We start from the raw sequence: 18,356 nt of genomic DNA on the forward strand, positions 1-18,356 counted from the left end.
CAACGGTGCCGACCAGACTCACCGGGCCATGCCGCGGCCACAAGTGTCCACAGCGCTGACATCAACTGATTCGGCCGGCCGGCACCATCGGGAGAACCGCGGAATCACGCGGTTCCAAAACCCGGGTCGACGACGTCGGCGGCCTGATGTCAGCGCTGTGGACACTTTCGTGGGTGCCGTCATGCCATCCTCATCATCGCCGCGCTTGGGTGGGCAGCAAGGACCCGCCTGACGTCGTCGACGATTCTGCCCGAACGCACATTGTTCGCCGTGAACCGCACGACGGTGTATCCCTGCTGCGTCAGTTCCCGGTCGCGGGCACGGTCGTGGTCGAAAGTCCACATGTCCGAGTGGTACTCATAGCCGTCGAGTTCAACAACGAGCCACCCCGCAACCAGAAGGTCTACCTCGCCGACACCGCCGATCCCCACACCGTCAGCGACATCAAGACCGGCGCCCCGCAGCTGGATGCGCGCCAGCGTCTCCAACGGGCTGCGCGCTCTGCTGCTCGTCCGCTGAAGGCGCCTGCGTCCCAGCGCCCGACGAGCCCCACGCAAGTAGGTGCCGACCTGTTCATAGGTGACCTGGCGCCGATGGAGTGCAGCGTCGACGACGACCAGTGCAGTCCATTCCTGGGCGCAGCACAGAAGATCCGCGAGACAACGCGCCAAGGGTGCAACCGGGAAGGAACTCAGAGGCATGACCGGAAGATCTCGGGTCTCATGCTGACGCTCACCCCATAACGACTCCAACTTGTGCCCTTGCGGCGTGAGAACATGAAGAGCCTTCGGCGATGACGGCAGCGGTAGCCGGTAGTAGGCAGCGGCGTGCTCGCAGGTGATCAGCCCCCGATGGATGCGGGCGATCAGCACTCTCCTGTCGACGTCAGACAGAGCCACCACACCATGCGGATGACGCGTGAGACAACCAGAGTCCACAAGCCTTTGAAGACATCGACGTTGCGCGCGTTCCAGCCGAAGATCCGACTGACGGACCGCGCCATGAGCATCACTGATACGGGCGATCAAGGCGTCGGCGTCCATGACCACATCGTGGGCCGGGGGCGGAGGAGGACACCAGAGACACGAAGGCGCCTGTGGATAACGACCGGCGGTCACCACCATCCTCAACGCGGCCGGTGTCCACAGCGCTGACATCAACTGATTCGGCCGGCCGGCACCATCGGGAGAACCGCGGAATCACGCGGTTCCAAAACCCGGGTCGACGACGTCGGCGGCCTGATGTCAGCGCTGTGGACACTCGCCGCGGGAGTTATCGCCCAGCAGGGACCGCGTGCACAGCAGAGCCGGTAGCCGCGGGCCGGCTCCAGCGCAAGTAGGCGATCGTTGCGGCCAGCACCAGGATCCCGCCCATCCAGAAGTGAGGCATCCAAAGAACCAGCCGCCACCATCCATAGTGGGAGAGCGGCTCTCCCGCCAAGATCGTCGGGATCGCCGGCACCGAGCCGACCACCCCGTAGGCCATGAGTAGGGCTCCCGAGACCCAGCCGAAGGCCAGGCGCATCCAGCGCGGCACCCTGATGACGTCCGGGCGCAGCAGGGCGAAGCCGAAGACGACGAACCCCAGCTTCACCAGCCCGGAGACGAGGACGACCACGACGAACCAGGTGGGCCGCTCTTGGGCGAGCCTCAGCCCCTCACCCTGAAGGACCGTGTCGACCAGCCACGGGGAGCCCAGCGCCCAGGACACGCTGACACAGCCGAAAAAGGCCCACCACAGCATCATGGCGATGACCACCGCCCGTGAGCATCCCGTCATCTCAGCGCCCCCTTCTGCGGCCTCCTCGAACTACTCGGCCTCGACCAGGATCGTCACCGGGCCGTCAGCCTCCATATCGATCTTCATGTCGGCACCGAAGCGGCCGGTGGCCACCTCCAGGCCACGCCCGCGCAGGTCTTCGGCCACAGCCTCCACCAGGGGCTCGGCCACCTCGCCGGGGGCCGCCTTGTTCCAGGTGGGGCGCCGACCCTTGCGGGTATCGGCGTACAGGGTGAACTGGGAGACGACGAGCACGGGCGCTCCGGCGTCGGTCACCGAGAGCTCGTCCTCCAGGAGCCGCAGGTCCGCGATCTTGCGGGCCACCGTGGCCACCTGCGTGGGGCCGTCGTCATGTGTGGCCCCCACGAGAACCATGAGGCCGGGGCGGGTGATCTCGCCAACCACTTCGCCGTCGACCCGGACCGCCGCCCGGTTGACCCGCTGAATGACCGCACGCATCAGCGACCAGTGCTCCAGTCGCGCGGGCCGCGCCCACCGCGTCCCGGCCGGCGCTGCGAGGCCCGCCCTGGGATGCGGATCGAGGAGCGCACTCGCACCGGCGCCAGCGCCTGCAGGGCGGGGCGCACGTCCACCAGGTAGACGGCGCTGGCCACGACGCCCAGCAGGCCGAACATCGAGGCCGCGCCGAGGAGGCCGACAACCGCCGTGCCCACCGCGTTGACCGCGTTCCAGAATCGCTTGGTGTTCTTGCCGGCCGCCGCGTAGTGCTCCGCGGGCCGCATCAGAGAGTCGATCAGCGCCCAGACTCCCATGACGAGGGAGACGGCCTGGGCGGCGATCCAGGTCCACCTGACCGCCTCGGAGAGAAAGAATGACACAGCATAGAGGACGCTCACGCATCCCAGGCTACCGGTCGCGGGTCACCGATCCCAGAGCGACGGCCACGCCCAGCGAGAACAGTTGACACCTCATGCAGCAGCCGGCCCGGGAGCGCCCGGGGCCGGGCCCCCGACCGCACCGGTCAGAGCCGCAGGCCCTTGCGCAGTCCGGCACCGGGCCGCTCGGCGGGGCTGGCCTGGGCGCGCCCCTCGGGGGAGACCAGTACCTCCTGGGCGGCGTCGACCCGGCCGACGGTGACGGTCTCGCCGGTGGCCTCGTCGACCTCGGTGATCTCCACGGTCAGCTGCTCATCCACGGGAACGGCACGGCGCAGCAGGGCCAGGGCGATGGGACCGAGCTCGTGGTGGCGCGCCACGGAGGTCACGGCGCCCACGACCCGCTCCCCCATGCGCACGCTCGCACCCGGCCGGGGCAGGTCGCCGACGAGGCCGTCGAGCTGGAGCACGGTGAGGCGTCGCGGAGGACGGCCGAGGTTGAGGGTGCGCGCGATCGTCTCCTGGCCCGGGTAGCAGCCCTTCGTCAGGTGCACGGCCGTGCGCAGCCAGTCCAGCTCGTGGGGGATCGCGCGGGCGTCGGCCTCGCGGGCGCGGCGGGGACGTCCGGCCTCAATGCGCAGGGCCTCCCAGGCCAGCGCACCGGCCAGACGCCGTCCCTTCCCGGCGGTGAGGAAGGTCCCCGCCACGGCGTTCACGCTCTGGGCGGGCACCAGGACGAGACCGCCCCGATACTCCTGGCCGGGATGCGGCCGGTCCTCTCCGACGTCGTAGCTCGTGCCGCCCTCGACGACGCCCGGCCACGGGTCGCGCCACAGGCCGATGAGCGAGCCCTGAGGCTCGGCGCCACCGGTCTCGGCGGCGCCGGCCTGAGCGTCGGAGGAGTCGGGAGCGGCCGGCGAGTCCGGCGCCGTGTCGCGCGCCGCCCGGGCCAGGGCCTCAAGCCCCTCCCCGAGGGCGCCCAACGCCATGACGTCGGGCCGTTCGGTCACCTCGACGCGCAGCATGAAGCGCATGGAGTCCAGGAAGGCAGCCAGGTCCTCGCCGCTGCCGGCCTCGGTGACGAGCCAAAGAGTGCGGCCGTCGTCGAGGGCCGCGAGCGCGTGGGTGATATGCCCCTGGGCGTCGAGGAGCAGCGTCTCCGCCCCGCCGTCGCCGGGCTCCAGGCCGGTGAGCACCTGGCTGGACAGTGTGGTCAGCCAGCTCAGGCGGTCCGGCCCGGTGACGGTGACAACGTCGCGCGCCAGGGCGCAGGCCGCGCGCCCCTCGGCCAGGGCGGCCTGCTCGCGACCGGGGTCACCGAGATGGGCGGGAACGGCCTGGTCGGGGTCGTCCGGGGCGGAGGCGACGGCGCCGGGTCGGGTCAGCAGCGGAGAGGGGCGCATCAGGCGGTCGGCTCGGCGTCGTCGGAGGCGGGCGTGTTGGAGTCGGAGGACTCGCCGGCCGGTTCGAGGGCGGAGCCGGGCTGGGCGGCGGGATCGTCTACGTCGTCGACGCGGCCGAGGCGCCCAGAGGCGTAGGTGCTCACCTCGCTCTGGCCGAAGGCGGCCATGTCCTGGGTCCACATGAGGTCGCCGCCCACGAGCCCGAACATGCGGGTCATCTCCTCCACGGGGACGGCGGTGCGTGCCCGCCCCACGGCCTGGGTGCCGACCTGGGCGCGCGGCCCCTGGATCCAGCCCTCCCAGACGCCGACGTGACCGGCGGGGTCGGCCGAGACGAGCTCGAGCCGGGTGATGGGGGTGAGCGGACCGCCGGCGCTCTCAGTGTCGGCCGGGCCGGTGGTCTCGGCGGAGTCTGCGCCGTCGGGCTGCTCCTGGCCGACGGGCCGCCAGTAGGTCGTCTCGGTGGACCAGATCTGGGCGGGGGCCAGGAGGGAGGCGCCCTGGAGGCCGGGCATCTCGAAGTCGAGGTTCTTGGAGCGGGTGGCGTCGACCGTCCAGATGGTGGTGGTCTGGCGCAGGTAGGGGCCACCGTCGTGGTCGAAGGTCATCTCCTGGTAGACGGCCTGCTCGGGCACGGTCTCGCCGTAGGTGAGGATGCCGTAGCCGCGCCAGGTGCCGGCCAGCCAGGCCAGCGGGTAGAGCTCGGGGGGCAGGTCGTCAGGAAGCGTGAATGCCATGCCCGCAGCCTACGACGTCACCCCAGCCCGGGACACGCGCCGCCCGCCCGGGCCGCACGGATCCGCCAGCGCCCCGAGTGTCCGGCGCGGTCCGGAGCCGCAGATCCGGGCAAGATCGGCGCCGCAGTGTCCAAATCGGTGACAAAAGCGGTGAAGAGCACTGAGCGCGCCAGATGAAACCGCATGATTCCGCGGTTCCTTCGCTTGACCGCAGGACCTCGGAGTCTCTTTGTCACCAATTTGGACATTCGGACGCCTTGATGCGGGTTGTCGGGCCCTCGCGGGGCTGGGCGGCGGCCGTCAGCCGGCGAGGAAGCCGCCCAGGAGGCGGGCGATGGCGTAGACCGGCACGCCGACCGACAGGATCGGCACGAGTGCGGAGGCCACAGCCGCCCGTCCGCCGGGCACCCACCGGTGGGTCCACAGGACACGGTTGCCGGCGGCCATGAGAACCCCCGCCACGAAACCGACGGCCACGCAGGCCACGGCGCTTTGCAGGGCCGCCGTCGCACTGATGTGGGACAGGCCGAAGAAGCCGGCCGAGGCCAGCACGTAGCCGGCACCGCCGGCGAACAGCGCCGGAACCGTGACGGTGAGGGCCTCCAGCATCCGGGCGCGCACGTTGAGGACGGTCAGGACGGCACCGACGAACAGCGCCAGGCAGGTGGGCACGACGATGGCCGGATCGGCCAGCCCCGGTTCTAGGGCGCACCAGGCCGACCCGGAGACCGCCACGAGGCAGCCGGCCACCGTTGCGGACAGGTCCTCGACCAGGTTGTGCCGGCCGTCGCGCCGCAGCATCTGGCCGACGAAGGCCACCAGGATCGAGAAGGCCATGACCAGGCCCGCCATCCCCATGTCTCCAAGGAGGTAGACGCTGGCGGCGGCCGACAGTCCAGTGATCGTCATGACGATCGTGCCGCCCAGATCGTGCCGGGCGCGCACGAGTGCGGGCCAGCCCTGCGCGGCGGCCGGCACCAGGGCGGCCACAAGGGCCAGCCTCACCCATCCGGGCAGCACCGAGCCGACCGCCAGCAGCAGAGGCACGACGCCTGCAAAGGCGAGCCGGGTCCAGGCCGGATCCACCAGGCCCGGCTCCTTGGGGCGGTTGGAGGCGCGGCGAGTGGCGTAGCCCAGGTCCTCAGCAAGGTCGGCAGTGTCACCCGAGTCCGCTGAGAGGGCAGTTGCCGGAGCACCGGAGGAATCGTTCGGCTCACCGGAGGGACCCGACCCGCTCGAGCGCGAAGCGGACTCCGATCCGGTCCGCCCGGCCGAGGCGCCGGAGTCGCCTACGCCGATGACGCTGGCCCAGTCCGCCGCGCCGCCGGCGGCCATCGGAACGGCTGCGGCATGGGAGTCGTCGCGGGAGACACGGGAGGCTCCGCGGGTGCGCGCGGCCGGCTTGGCTCGTCGGTGGTGGGTAGTCACAGCACGCATCGTCCCACACCCGGGCGGCCGCAGCGCCCTCTCCAGCCCGCCCCAGCATCCTCCCGGATGGTCAGTATCCGGTCAGTTGCCGTCTCCGGGATTTCGCCTGCGACCAGGTGTGGTTGACTTGTCCCAACAGTCTCGCCGCTGGTCATCTCGACTGAACCAGCGAGTCCAGGTCGAGAGCCACGGAAGGAGCAGCCATGCGGATCATCATGTTCACTCGTGAGAGTGACGCCACTGACGTCCTGCCGGCAACCGCCTTCCTCGACTCCCAGGTGGAGTGCCTCGCCCCGACCCCCTCGTCCTACGCGGAGGTGGACAACGCCGACGTCGTCATGATCGACGCGCGCGGGGACCTGACCCGTGCTCGCGCTCTGTGTCAGCTCTTCACCGGCCCCATGGACTGCCCGCCCATCATCCTCATTGTGGAGGAGGGCGGCGCCGCTGCGGTGCAGATCGACTGGGGCGCCGCCGACTTCGTCATGGCCGGCGCCAAGCCCGCCGAGCTGTCGGCCCGACTGCGGCTGCTGCGCGCCCATGTCCCGGTCGTGGACGAGGCCGACGACGACCGCATCGACGTGGGCGATCTCGTCATCGATGTCACCGCCTACACGGCCCGACTGCGCGGCACGATCCTGGACCTGACCTACAAGGAGTTCGAGCTGTTGAAGTTCCTGGCCGCCAACCGGGGACGGGTCCTGACGCGTGACGCGCTCCTGCACGAGGTGTGGGGCGAGGACTACATCGGCGGCTCGCGCACGGTGGACGTTCACATCCGTCGTCTGCGCGCCAAGCTGGGCACCGAGCACGACAACCTCATCGGCACGGTGCGCAACGTCGGCTACCGACTGGACGCCCCCGAGGACGCCTGAGCGCACCGGCCCCGGAGAAGACCGGGAGGGTCAGGCACCTCTCCCGACCACCGGGTGGATTCACTGGGCGGACACCGGGACGGCCGGGAGCCCGGACCTGTAGACTCGTGGGCGGCGTCGGGCCGTGACGGGCCCCGGGCTCCAACTCAAGCCGCCGCGAGCGGCATTCGCGCCGACTGGCGCTCTCCGGCCCGACGTCCTCATCCCTCCTCGCCCCTCAGCCGAAGCGGCCGGAGATGTAGTCCTCGGTGGCCTGCTGGCTGGGGGCGGAGAAGATCTTGTCGGTGGAGTCGTACTCGACGAGGTGCCCCGGCTTGCCAGTGGCCTCCAGGTTGAAGAAGCCGGTCATGTCGCTCACGCGCGAGGCCTGCTGCATGTTGTGGGTGACGATGACGATCGTGTAGTCCGTCTTGAGCTCGGAGATGAGGTCCTCGATGGCGAGCGTGGAGATGGGGTCCAGGGCGGAGCAGGGCTCGTCCATGAGCAGGACGGCGGGCTTGACCGCGATGGCGCGGGCGATGCACAGGCGCTGCTGCTGACCGCCGGACAGGCCCAGGCCGGGACGGTCCAGGCGGTCCTTGACCTCGTCCCACAGGTTGGCCCCACGCAGGGAGGCCTCCACCAGGTCGTCGGCGTCGGACTTCTTGATGCGGCGGTTGTTGAGGCGCACGCCGGCCAGGACGTTCTCGGCGATGGACATGGTGGGGAACGGGTTGGGCCGCTGGAAGACCATGCCGATGGCGCGGCGCACCTGGACGGCGTCGACGCCGGGGCCGTAGAGGTTGACGCCGTCGACGATGACCTGGCCCTCGACGCGGGCGCCGGGGATGGTCTCGTGCATGCGGTTGAGGGTACGCAGGAAGGTGGACTTCCCGCAGCCGGAGGGGCCGATGAGGGCGGTGACGGACTTGGGCTCGATGACGACGTTGACGTCCTTCACGGCCAGGAAGTCGCCGTAGTAGATGTTCTCGCCGATGACGTCGATGCGCTTGGACACGTCGGTTCCTTTACCTGAGGTGGACTGCTGAGGGCTCTGGGGCGCTGCGGGCTGCGGCTCCGGCCGGGCTAGCGCCGGCCGCCCTTGGGGCTGAAGTACTTGGAGATGAGGCGGGCCGCGAGGTTGAGCAGCATGACCAGGATGATGAGGGTCAGCGCCCCTGCCCAGGCCCGCTCCATGGCGGCGGCCTCCCCACGGGAGTACTGGTCGTAGACGAGTACCGGAAGGGTGGACATGGAGCCGTCCAGCGGGTTGGTGTTGGTGCGGATCGTCAGGCCCACGGTGATGAGCAGCGGGGCGGTCTCGCCGATGACGCGGGCGATGGCGATCATGACGGAGGTGGTGATGCCGGCCACTGCGGTGCGCAGCACGACCTTGACGATGGTGAGCCACTTGGGCACGCCCAGCGCGTAGGAGGCCTCGCGCAGGTGGGAGGGGACGAGCTTGAGCATCTCCTCCACGCCGCGGATGACCACCGGTGTCATGAGGACGCTCAGGGCCACGGCCCCGATGATGCCGGCCTGGTAGCGGGGGCCGGCCGCGATGAGGAAGATCGAGTAGGCGAACAGCCCGGCCACGATCGAGGGGATGCCGGTCATGACGTCGACGAGGAAGGTGATGGCCCGGGCGATCCAGCCGCCGTTGTACTCCACGAGGAAGACGGCGGTGAACAGCCCCAGGGGCACGGAGATGAGGGTGGCGATCCCGGTGATCTGGAGGGTGCCGACGATGCCGTGGTAGAAACCGCCGTTGGAGGCGTCGGCGCCGCGCATGTTGGTGGTCAGGAAGTCGTAGCCGAAGCGGGCCGAGCCGCCGGACAGGACCATCCACACCAGGGAGACCAGCGGCACCATGACGACGGCGAAGGACAGGTAGATGAGGAGAGTCACCAGGGTGTTGCGCCCCCAGCGCTCGCCCTCACGCACCCAGGACACGGCGGTGGCGCCCACCACCCACACCAGGGCGGTCAGGGCGACGACGACGGCGATGCTCCACCCGGCCAGCAGGCCGATCCCGCCGACGACGACGAACGCGGCTCCCAGCGCCGCCCAGATGAACCAGTCGGGCAGGCGGTAGGAGGTCAGGGGCACGCCCTCGATGGAGGGCGGGTCGGCCAGCGGGTCGACGGGGGCTGCCGGGGCCTCGGCGGCCGCGAGCGCGGCCTTGAGGGACTTGGGCGCGGGGGCACCGGTCTCTCGGGCTGAACCGGCAGCACCGGTGGCCGGGACGGGGCGGGAGGCCTCGCTGCTGGAGGCGGCGCCGTCGGTGGGCTCGGGTGTGTTCGTGGGCGTCATATCAGCTGGCTCCTGAGAACTCGGAGCGGCGAGCGATGATCCACCGCGCCAGGGAGTTGACCGCGAAGGTGATGATGAACAGGACCAGGCCGGTGGCGATGAGCACGTTGACGCTCAGGCCGTAGGCCTCGCGGAACTGCGAGGCGATGTTGGCGGCGATGGTCTGGTGCTGGCCGGCCTGGAGGACTCGGAGGTTCAGACCCATGCCGGGCGAGAGGATCATGAGGACGGCCATGGTCTCCCCCAGGGCGCGTCCGAGCCCCAGCATGGAGGCGGAGATGATGCCGGAGCGGCCGAAGGGCAGGACGGCCTGGCGGATCATCTCGTAGCGGGTGGCGCCCAGGGCCAGGGAGGCCTCCTCCTGGAGCGTGGGCGTCTGGAGGAAGATCTCGCGGATGGTGGCGGTGATGATCGGCAGGATCATGACGGCCAGGACCAGGGAGGCGGTGGTGATGTTCTTGGCCGGGGCCGTGTAGTCGGCGAACAGCGGGATGAAGCCGAGGTGGTCGCTCAGCCAGGTGTTGATGGGGTCGAGCAGGGGCACCAGCCACAGGAAGCCCCACAGGCCGAAGACCACGGAGGGGATCGCGGCCAGCAGGTCCACCATGTAGCCCAGGGCCTGGGCCAGGCGGCGCGGGGCGAAGTGGGAGATGAACAGGGCCACGCCGATGCTCAGCGGCACCGCGACGCCCAGGGCGATGGTCGAGGACAGCAGCGTTCCGAAGACGAGCGGGGCCACGTAGCCCCACAGTCCGCGATCGCGCATGAAGGAGACCGACTCCAGGGTCTCGCGCGAGGCCGTCAGGGCGGGCAGCGCCTCCCGGATGAGGAAGGCGGCCACGAGGGCGAGCACCACCATGATGAGGGTGCCGGCGCCGAAGGACAGGCCGGTGAAGATCCGGTTGCCGGTCTGCCCGGGGGCCTTGCCGGGCTGGATGATGGCGTCATCGGCGCTGCTGGAGGCGGTTGCGGCGCCCGCTGGGGGCGGCGACGACGGCGGTGCGGTGGTGCTGGCCACGGCTGACCCTCCTCGGGGTGTCTGGGGCGGCGGCTGGGCGGGTGAGTGCTGGCTGGACATGTGCGGTTCGGTGCGGCGGCGTCGTGGTGGCCGGCCGGGAGGCCTCAGGCGGCGATCTTGTCGATGGCGGCGTTGATCTTCTCGCGCATCTGGCGGGTGATGGGGGCGCAGCCGGTGGCCTTGGTGGAGGCGTCCTGCCCCTTGGTGGAGGCGGCGAAGCGCAGGTAGGCCTTGACGACGGCGGCGATCTGGGTGTCGTCGTAGCGCAGGCGGGCAGCGAGGTAGGAGACCAGGACGATGGGGTAGGCGCCCTCGGTGTCATGGCTGGGCTGGTAGAGCAGGCGGGTCTCGTCGGCCTCGGCGCCCAGGGTGGCGGCGTCGAGGGCGGCGGCCGCGGCTTTGGCGGAGACGGGCACGTAGGCCCCGTTGCTGCCGACGGCGACGGTGCCCAGGGTGGCGGGGACCTTGGAGGCGTCGGCGTAGCCGATGGTGCCGGTGGCCGCGGAGACGGTCTGGATCATGCCGGCGGTGCCGTCGCCGGACTGGCCGCCGCGCAGCGGCCAGGTCTCCTCGGGCTCGTGGGGCCAGGCCGTGGGGGCGACGGTGGCCAGGTAGGTGGTCAGGGCCTTGGTGGTGCCGGAGTCGTCGGAGCGGCCCACGACGATGATCCGCTGGTCGGGCAGGGCGACGCCGGGGTTGAGGGCGGCCAGGGCCGGGTCGTTCCAGCGGGTGATGGCCCCGGAGAGGACCTTGGCGAGGACTTCTCCGGTCATGTTGACGTGGGACTCTCCGGTGAAGCCGGGAAGGTTGTAGGCCACGGCGATCGGGGAGATGTAGAGGGGCAGCTCGACGGCGCCGCCGATCCTGCTGATCTCGTCGACGGTCATGGGGGTGTCGGTGCCGGCGAAGTCGATGGCGCCCTCGACGAGCTTGGTGCGCCCGGCCCCGGAGCCGCCGCCGGCGTAGTCGACGGTGGCGCGCAGGTTGGCGCCCATGAAGGTGTTCATCCAGGCGTCCTGCGCGTCGGACTGGGAGGTGGCGCCCGCGCCGCGGATCTGCCCCACCAGGTCGCTGGAGGCGTTGGGGTCGGCGGCGCCGGCGTCGCGCCCGCAGGCGGTCAGCGCGGTCAGGGTGGCCACGCTCAAGGCGCCCAGGGCGCCGCGACGGGTCAGGAGCACGGGCTCTCCTCGCTGAGTCAGAGGGTGTCGGAGGGTTCAGTCGGATACCGGGTGAATGTCAGGCAACGGTCACGATAGGCACCCCGGATGAAGGTTCCGGGTGACCGGGGTAAACGGTTGGTAAACACCCTCTGTGAGGACCATCACCGGGCAGCTCGGTACACCGGCCGAAGGTCCGGCCGGCGCTCCGGTCAGCGTCCTTCGGACAGGACGGGGCGCTGCTTCTCGATGGCGACGGCGCGGATCTTGCCGCGGGGGCGGCGGGCCATGTGGACCACGAGGATCTCCCCGGTCTTGAGCCAGGGGTCCCGGTCGGGCACGGAGCGCAGGAGCTTGCCGGGGGCGTATTGGGAGACGACGTCCATGATGGTGGGCAGGACGGGCCGGTGAGTGCACAGCGCCGTCGGCTCCTCGCGCACGCTCAGGACCTTCTTGACCACGGAGCGCACGCCCTTGGGGTTCTTCGCGTGGGCCATCTCGGTGAAGGCCCCGGCCATCTCCAGGGTCAGGTCCGCGGCCGTGGCGTAGGGGGCGACCGTGTCCACGCAGCGCTTCCAGGGGCTGGTGAGGACGCGCCCCACCCCGTAGGCGGCCAGGATCGGGACGAGGGCGCGGGCCCGGGTCTCGCCCTGGTCGTGAGTCAGGGGCCGGGTGGCCTCGTCGGTCTCCTTGTCCCGCTCCTTGGGGCGGTTCCACACGGAGCGCTTGACGGCGCGGCCGTGGCGCACCAGGACCAGGGTCCAGGTGTCGAGCTTGCCGTCCTCCCACAGGTCGACGAGCTCGCCGAGCAGGTCGCGGTCGTAGGGGTAGGTCAGGCGCTTGCGGGCCTGCCCCACGCGCAGCCACTCGACGGCGTCGATCTCCTTGGCGGAGGCGGGTTCGACGGCGCAGCGGGCGGCGACAGCGGCCGAGGAGTCGGGGGCGACGCGGGCGGCCCAGTAGTGGACCTCCTTGCGGGAGCCGTCGGCGATCTTGTAGTGCACACGGCTGAGGGGCTGGCCCAGGATCACCTGGACGCCGGTCTCCTCGGCGACCTCGCGCACGGCGCAGGTGCGCACGGACTCGCAGGGCTCGACCTTGCCCTTGGGGATGGACCAGTCGTCGTAACGGGGACGGTGGACCAGGAGCACCTCGAGGTGCTTGCCGTTCTCACGCCACACGAGGGCGCCGGCGGCCTTCACGGTCTCGCGCGAGCCGTTCTTCCTGCTGGACGAGCTCATGGCGCGGCCGTCTCAGTGCCGGCCCTTGACGCGCGAGCGCGCCCGGGCCATGAGGCTGGTTTGGATGTCCTCGAGACGGTTGCCCTCGGCGTCGACGAGGTGACGCTGCCAGGAGCCGTCGGGCTGGAGGTGCCAGGAGGAGACGTCGTCGGAGGCGCAGTGGGTGACCAGCCACTCGAGGTCCTCGACCATGGCGGGGTCGGTGATGCGCACCAGGGCCTCGACGCGGCGGTCGAGGTTGCGGTGCATGAGGTCGGCCGAGCCGATGAACAGCTTGGTCTGGCCGCCGCCGGCGAAGGCGTAGATGCGCGAGTGCTCCAGGAAGCGCCCCAGGATCGAGCGCACGCGGATGTTCTCGCTGAGGCCCTCGACGCCGGCACGCAGGCCGCAGATACCGCGCACGACGATGTCGACCGGCACCCCGGCGCGCGAGGCGCGGTAGAGGGCGTCGATGACGGTCTCGTCAACGATGGAGTTGACCTTGATGCGGATCCAGGCGGGCAGGCCGGCCCGGTGGTTGGCGATCTCCTGCTCGATGTGCTCCACAAGCCCGTCGCGCAGGCCGCGGGGGGCCACGAGCAGGCGGCGGAAGCGGGCGCGCGGGGCGTAGCCGGAGAGCTGGTTGAACAGGGTGGTCAGGTCCTGGGCGACGTCGCGGTCGCAGGTCAGGAGCCCCAGGTCCTCGTAGCCGCGGGCGGTCTTGGGGTGGTAGTTGCCGGTGCCGACGTGGCAGTAACGGCGCAGGCCGTCGGACTCCTGGCGCACGACGAGCAGCAGCTTGCAGTGCGTCTTGAGGCCGACCATGCCGTAGACGACGTGGACGCCGGCGCGCTCGAGCTTGCGGGCCCAGGAGATGTTGGCCTCCTCGTCGAAGCGGGCCTTGATCTCCACGATGGCGACGACCTGCTTGCCGGCCTCGGCGGCCTCGATGAGGGCGTCCACGATCGGGGAGTCGCCGGAGGTGCGGTAGAGGGTCTGCTTGATGGCCAGGACCTTGGGGTCGGCGGCGGCCTGGGCCACGAACTCCTGGACGGAGGTGGAGAAGGAGTCGTAGGGGTGGTGCAGGAGGACGTCGTGCTCGCGCATGGCGGCGAAGACGTCCGGCGCGGAGGAGGACTCGTAGGCGGCCAGGCCCGCGGCCGTCACCGGCACGAAGCGCGGGTACTTCAGGTCGGGGATGTCCAGGTCGTGGAGCTGGTTGAGGCAGGTCAGGTCCAGGGGCGCGGGGAGCTCGAAGACGTCGTCGCCCTTGAGTCCCAGGGCGCGCACCAGGTAGCGGCGGGTGAAGGAGGAGATGGTGTCCTCCACCTCCAGGCGCACGCAGTCGCCGAAGCGGCGCCGTTCGAGCTCCTTCTCCATGGCCTTGAGGAGGTTCTCGGCGTCGTCCTCCTCGACCTCGAGGTCCTCGTTGCGGGTGACCCGGAAGAGGTGGTGCTCCAGGATGTCCATGCCCGGGAAGAGGTGGTCGAGGTGCTGACCGATGACGATCTCGATGGGGATGACGGCGCAGCCGGCCGCCTTGTCCGCGGCGTCCAGCTCACGGCCGGGGACCTGGATGAGGCGCGGCAGGGAGTCGGGCACCTTGATGCGGGCGAAGTGCTCCTTGCCGCTGCGCGGGTTGCGCAGGATGACGGCGAGGTTGAGGGACAGGCCCGAGATGTAGGGGAAGGGGTGGGAGGGGTCGACCGCCAGCGGGGTGAGGACCGGGTAGATCTGGTGACGGAAGTAGCGGGTCAGACGCTCCTGCTGGTCGGAGTTGAGCTCGTCCCAGCCCAGGATCTTCACGTTGCGCTCGGCCAGGGCGGGGCGGATGTCCTCCTGGAAGAGGGCGGCCTGGCGGGCGGTGAGCTCCTTGGTGCGACTGGTGACCTGGGCCAGGACCTGGTGGGCGTCCAGGCCGGAGGCGCGCACCGGGGTGATGCCGGCCTTGATGCGGCGCATGAGCCCGGCGACGCGCACCATGTAGAACTCATCCAGGTTGGAGGAGAAGATCGACAGGAACCAGGCGCGCTCCAGCAGGGGCAGGGTGTGGTCCTCGGCCTGCTCCAGGACGCGCTCGTTGAAGTCCAGCCAGGTCAGCTCCCGGTCGATGAAACGGTTCTTGAAGGACTTCAGGGGCGGCAGGAGGCTCTCCGGATCCACCTGGGCGGTATCGGCGGAGGCGGCCGAGGCCGCGGCGTCGGCGGCACTGGCCGAGCTCAGCGAGGAGGCGGCGCTGGCGGGGCTGACGGCATGGCCCGAGCTGGTGGCGCTGCCGGGAGCGGAGAGGCCCCGGTCCCCCGGCGTCGTGGTCGACGGAGTCGCCAGGGCCTCGGCGGCGGAAGGGGCCGACTGCGAGCTGGCGGAGGTGATGGAGGAGGGTGCGATGGCGGGGGTCGCGGTGCCGATGGGGCCGGGGGCGGGGGCCATCTCACCGTCGACGATGTCGTCGAAGTCCTCGTCCTCGTACTGGGGGCCGGAGTCATCGGCGAAGTCGCGAGGGTCGGCGACCTCGATGACGTGCTCCTCCTCGATCGCCCCCTCGGCGCCCTCGGGGCCGTCAGGGTCGCCGGCGTCATCGGAGCCATGCGAGTCGGCCGGGTCGGCTGATTCCCCCGGGGCCTCGGCGCGTTCGGAGGCCCCGTCGCCGGTGGAGGACCCGCCGGGAGCCACTGGGGCGGCCTCGGGGCCGGCGACCTCGGCGGAGACGGCCGGCCCGTCGGTGCTCGCGGCCTCGGGCGAGACCGCCGACTCGGCGGCCTCAGTGGCTTCCGCGGCTTCGACAGTCTCGGCAGCCTCGGTCACCTCGGCGTCGTCGGTCACCTGCTCGGGCTCCTGGGGGCTGGGGTGACGCATCCACCCGCCCAGGAAGCGGGAGAGCGGCGTGGGGGCGGAGTGGGGCGCGTCGTTGGTCATGGCCACATGGTCCCACGTCCGGGCGGCCTTGTGGGACGGTGATCCGCTCCGGTTCGGCGAATACGTGAGGCGCCACCGCTCCTGCCCGATCTTCGGGACTCACGGCCGATAGGCGCCCCGCCACCTGGGATGCGACCCCGCTGGGCGCTCCCCCACGTCTCGTCCAACGAAGCACGCATGATCTCGCCAATCGTGTCCAAATCGGTGACAAAGGAGCTTGCGCACTCTTCACGCCTTCAAGAGAACCGCGGAATCATGCGGTTCTGATCTACCTTCACACACTTACTTCGGGCCTTTGTCACCGATTTGGACATTTCGCGCCCGGATAGTCCCCGCGCAAGGCCCTCTCAGTCGAGGAGTCCGGCGGCGGCGCGGCGGGCGGCGTCGGTGAGCTCGTCGGCGGTGGTCAGGAGGGCGGAGTCGCGGCGGGTGACGCGGTCGGCGAGCTCGTCGGCGTCGTCCTCGATCCACACGGGGTTGGAGCCGGCCGCCAGGGCGCGCAGGAATCCGGCGGTGGCGCTCAGCAGTGGGGCGATCTCGGTGACGGAACCCTCGACACTTCCGGCCAGAACGGCGTCGAGGCGCTCGCGCAGGTTGTTTGGGGAGGGCACGGGGCGCGCCTCGCCGAGGGCGGACTCGAGGCGGGCGTTCGCGGTGTCGTCGGCACCGGTGAGATCGATGACGGTGGCGTAGCGGCGGGCGACGAGCTCAGGGTCGCGGCGGATCCACTCGCGCACGAGGAACAGGCGCCACAGGGTGCCGGGCAGGGTGGTGGCCGGGGAGTCGGCCCACAGCTCGGCGATGTCGTCGATGCCGTTGGTGGCGACCGCGGCGACGATGCCGGAGCGGGTGATGGGGTCATCCTCGGTCTCGGTGCCGGGGAAGCCACCGATGAGGGCCTGGGCGGCGCGGTGGGCGAGCTCGGAGGCGACGGCGGTGTCGGTGCTGCCCTCAATCTGTTCGGCGGCCTCGGGGTCGAGCCGGGCGGGGCGGTGGAACTGGCGGGCCATGGGGACTCCTCACGCGGTGCGGGCGCGCCGGCGACGACGCGCGACCCCATTGTCTCGCGTTGTCTCGCGCGCGGGGAGCCCGTCCTTCACCGGTTCACTTCCGGCCGACGGCGAGGCGGGTTCAGGGAGCCCGGAGGCTTGCCGGCGGGGGGACGCGACGAGTCTTGAGCGGTGTTGGATGAGCGAGACCATCGGGAACGCGGAGGCCGACGGTGCGGCCGGTTCGACACGGCGGTCGGTTGTCCGGTTATGCTGGCCCCCTGCCGACGGCGTCTGGACTCTGCTTCCGGCCGTTGGTACGCCCCCTTAGCTCAGTTGGTCAGAGCTGCGGACTTTTAATCCGAAGGTCGTGGGTTCGAGCCCCACAGGGGGTACCGCGCCGGCCTCGGCCCCCAGCCCAGGTAGCCGAACGTGAGCACAGATCACGCAGCCACAGCGACATACCCGTGTCTGAGGGCCACACCTTACGGATCGCAGACCGCTCCAAGGACTCATCATCCATCCTCCGAGGCAGCGTCGTTATTTTCCGCTTGCAGCATCGTCGAGCACGGACCCGACGTAGCGGCCGAACTTCTCAGTGACGCTGCTGTGGTCGTCGTCCGGCCACTCGTTCCAGGTGTGACGGAAGCCCGCCGAGCGGTAGTAGCCCAGGCTGCTCCTGGCGTGCCCGATGCCGTCGAATCCTTCAAAGCTGTTGGCGGGCACGTCGCGCGTCCCGGTCACCCAGTTCAGCCGGAGCCGACTCTTGGCGTCGTCGGAGAACATCGCCTGCTCCTCAGGCGCATCACCACCCCCGAAGAGCAGGAAGCCCCCGCCCGCCATGCGCTCGGCGTAGACCGGGAAGAACCACTGGCTGATGAACTCCGAGCCTCCGGAGTAGCCCACGAGCCAGACCCGATCCGTGGTGGCACCGCACTCGGCGACCACGTAGTCGAGCGCCTGCTCCAGGTAGCGGACCTTGCCCTCCTGATCCTCCAGCCACCAGATTCCGTCGTCTCCGGGAGAGCGCACCGAGACCACGTCGTACCCTCGAGTGATCGCAGCCTCGACGACTCCCCCGGCGCCGGCCAGGCCTCCGCGGGCCCTCTCGTCCCGGCTCTGGTTCCCCTGCCTGTGGAAGGACTGCCCGTCGCCATCGAGGTAGACGACCAGTCCGACCGGCACGTCCACGGCCGCGTAGAAGATGCAGTCGGAAGTTTCGTCCTCGTCGTCGGTGTAGGAGAACGCGGCAGGAACCGACAGGTCTCCCGACGTCGGGCGCAGGCTCGGCGCAACGTCACCCCCGCGCGAGCGCAGGTACGAAGGCGGAGTCGAGTGCGCTGCCGCTGGCTGCACCCCCCGAGGAGCGCATCCTGCCAGGACGAGGCTCGTCACCACTCCGGTCAGGGCTCGCCGCGAAAGGTGCGCCGCCACACTCTCCACCCACCTTCCTGATCGTCGTCAGCCACTTGACGGTAGCACCAGCGCCCCGGTTCCGCTCGGCCGCGAAGGCAGGATCACTCCACCAACGACGACGCGCACCGACCCGGACACGGAAGGGCACTCGGCTCGCGACGCGGCATTGTCAGCCTCCAGGACCTCGCGCCGAATGCCACCGCGCAAGCCGTCAGGCGGGACTGCCCTGACCGCCCGTGACCCCGCGACCGCGGGAGCCGCGCCCACGACCACCGCCGCTGCGGCCGCCC

16 protein-coding genes and 1 tRNA gene are annotated in these 18,356 nt (G+C 70.6%); 2 read left to right on the forward strand and 15 right to left on the reverse strand.

The annotated features are described in order from the left end of the window. Window positions 1-179: 179 nt before the first annotated feature. From RIV12_RS06295 to RIV12_RS06325, 7 genes are all read right to left on the reverse strand, one after another. Entirely contained in the window at window positions 180-1,043 is an 864-nt protein-coding gene (locus RIV12_RS06295) for a DUF559 domain-containing protein (protein WP_309322850.1), read from the reverse strand. Between the two features lie 229 nt (window positions 1,044-1,272). After that, window positions 1,273-1,779, reverse strand: coding sequence for a DUF3995 domain-containing protein (locus tag RIV12_RS06300; protein WP_309322851.1), 507 nt, complete (start codon window positions 1,777-1,779; stop codon window positions 1,273-1,275). Between the two features lie 30 nt (window positions 1,780-1,809). Next, window positions 1,810-2,238 (reverse strand): D-aminoacyl-tRNA deacylase, encoded by a 429-nt coding sequence (gene dtd / locus RIV12_RS06305; protein ID WP_075418442.1) that lies wholly within the window; start codon window positions 2,236-2,238, stop codon window positions 1,810-1,812. Further along, window positions 2,238-2,636: a DUF2516 family protein gene (locus RIV12_RS06310; protein ID WP_309322852.1), complete on the reverse strand. Its 399-nt coding sequence runs from the start codon at window positions 2,634-2,636 to the stop codon at window positions 2,238-2,240. Before RIV12_RS06310 ends, dtd begins: the two co-directional genes overlap by 1 nt. 125 nt (window positions 2,637-2,761) lie before the next feature. Continuing rightward, a complete protein-coding gene (ygfZ, locus tag RIV12_RS06315; protein ID WP_309322853.1) occupies window positions 2,762-4,018 on the reverse strand; it encodes a CAF17-like 4Fe-4S cluster assembly/insertion protein YgfZ in 1,257 nt (418 codons plus the stop codon). Beyond that, entirely contained in the window at window positions 4,018-4,755 is a 738-nt protein-coding gene (locus RIV12_RS06320; protein ID WP_075418439.1) for a heme-binding beta-barrel domain-containing protein, read from the reverse strand. The genes ygfZ and RIV12_RS06320 overlap by 1 nt, the downstream gene beginning before the upstream one ends. 300 nt (window positions 4,756-5,055) lie before the next feature. Next, window positions 5,056-6,192 (reverse strand): hypothetical protein, encoded by a 1,137-nt coding sequence (locus RIV12_RS06325; RefSeq protein WP_309322854.1) that lies wholly within the window; start codon window positions 6,190-6,192, stop codon window positions 5,056-5,058. Between the two features lie 194 nt (window positions 6,193-6,386). Between RIV12_RS06325 and RIV12_RS06330 the strand changes: the two genes are divergently transcribed. Further along, entirely contained in the window at window positions 6,387-7,058 is a 672-nt protein-coding gene (locus RIV12_RS06330; RefSeq protein WP_075418437.1) for a winged helix-turn-helix domain-containing protein, read from the forward strand. Window positions 7,059-7,275: 217 nt separating this feature from the next. Here RIV12_RS06330 and pstB read toward each other — a convergent pair whose 3' ends face one another. From pstB to RIV12_RS06365, 7 genes are all read right to left on the reverse strand, one after another. After that, on the reverse strand, window positions 7,276-8,055 hold the full coding sequence (gene pstB / locus RIV12_RS06335; protein WP_003781705.1) for a phosphate ABC transporter ATP-binding protein PstB: 780 nt from the start codon (window positions 8,053-8,055) through the stop codon (window positions 7,276-7,278). A gap of 68 nt (window positions 8,056-8,123) precedes the next feature. Then, window positions 8,124-9,350 carry a phosphate ABC transporter permease PstA gene (gene pstA, locus RIV12_RS06340; RefSeq protein WP_309322855.1) on the reverse strand — a complete coding sequence of 409 codons (1,227 nt, stop codon included), beginning with the start codon at window positions 9,348-9,350 and terminating at the stop codon, window positions 8,124-8,126. Between the two features lies 1 nt (window position 9,351). Further along, window positions 9,352-10,368: a phosphate ABC transporter permease subunit PstC gene (gene pstC / locus RIV12_RS06345; RefSeq protein ID WP_075418435.1), complete on the reverse strand. Its 1,017-nt coding sequence runs from the start codon at window positions 10,366-10,368 to the stop codon at window positions 9,352-9,354. Between the two features lie 104 nt (window positions 10,369-10,472). Continuing rightward, a complete protein-coding gene (gene pstS / locus RIV12_RS06350) occupies window positions 10,473-11,546 on the reverse strand; it encodes a phosphate ABC transporter substrate-binding protein PstS (RefSeq protein WP_309322856.1) in 1,074 nt (357 codons plus the stop codon). A gap of 191 nt (window positions 11,547-11,737) precedes the next feature. Further along, entirely contained in the window at window positions 11,738-12,766 is a 1,029-nt protein-coding gene (locus RIV12_RS06355) for an NUDIX hydrolase (RefSeq protein ID WP_309322857.1), read from the reverse strand. A 12-nt stretch (window positions 12,767-12,778) separates the two neighbouring features. Continuing rightward, a complete protein-coding gene (locus RIV12_RS06360) occupies window positions 12,779-15,661 on the reverse strand; it encodes an RNA degradosome polyphosphate kinase (protein WP_309322858.1) in 2,883 nt (960 codons plus the stop codon). A gap of 347 nt (window positions 15,662-16,008) precedes the next feature. Then, window positions 16,009-16,671, reverse strand: coding sequence for a hypothetical protein (locus tag RIV12_RS06365; RefSeq protein WP_075418431.1), 663 nt, complete (start codon window positions 16,669-16,671; stop codon window positions 16,009-16,011). A 300-nt stretch (window positions 16,672-16,971) separates the two neighbouring features. Here RIV12_RS06365 and RIV12_RS06370 point away from each other — a divergent pair. Beyond that, window positions 16,972-17,045 (forward strand) — tRNA-Lys (locus RIV12_RS06370). A gap of 145 nt (window positions 17,046-17,190) precedes the next feature. Here RIV12_RS06370 and RIV12_RS06375 read toward each other — a convergent pair. Continuing rightward, window positions 17,191-18,093 carry a hypothetical protein gene (locus tag RIV12_RS06375; protein WP_309322859.1) on the reverse strand — a complete coding sequence of 301 codons (903 nt, stop codon included), beginning with the start codon at window positions 18,091-18,093 and terminating at the stop codon, window positions 17,191-17,193. Between the last annotated feature and the right edge of the window lie 263 nt (window positions 18,094-18,356).

This window comes from Actinomyces stomatis (assembly GCF_031292835.1).
Taxonomy (GTDB): domain Bacteria; phylum Actinomycetota; class Actinomycetes; order Actinomycetales; family Actinomycetaceae; genus Actinomyces; species Actinomyces stomatis.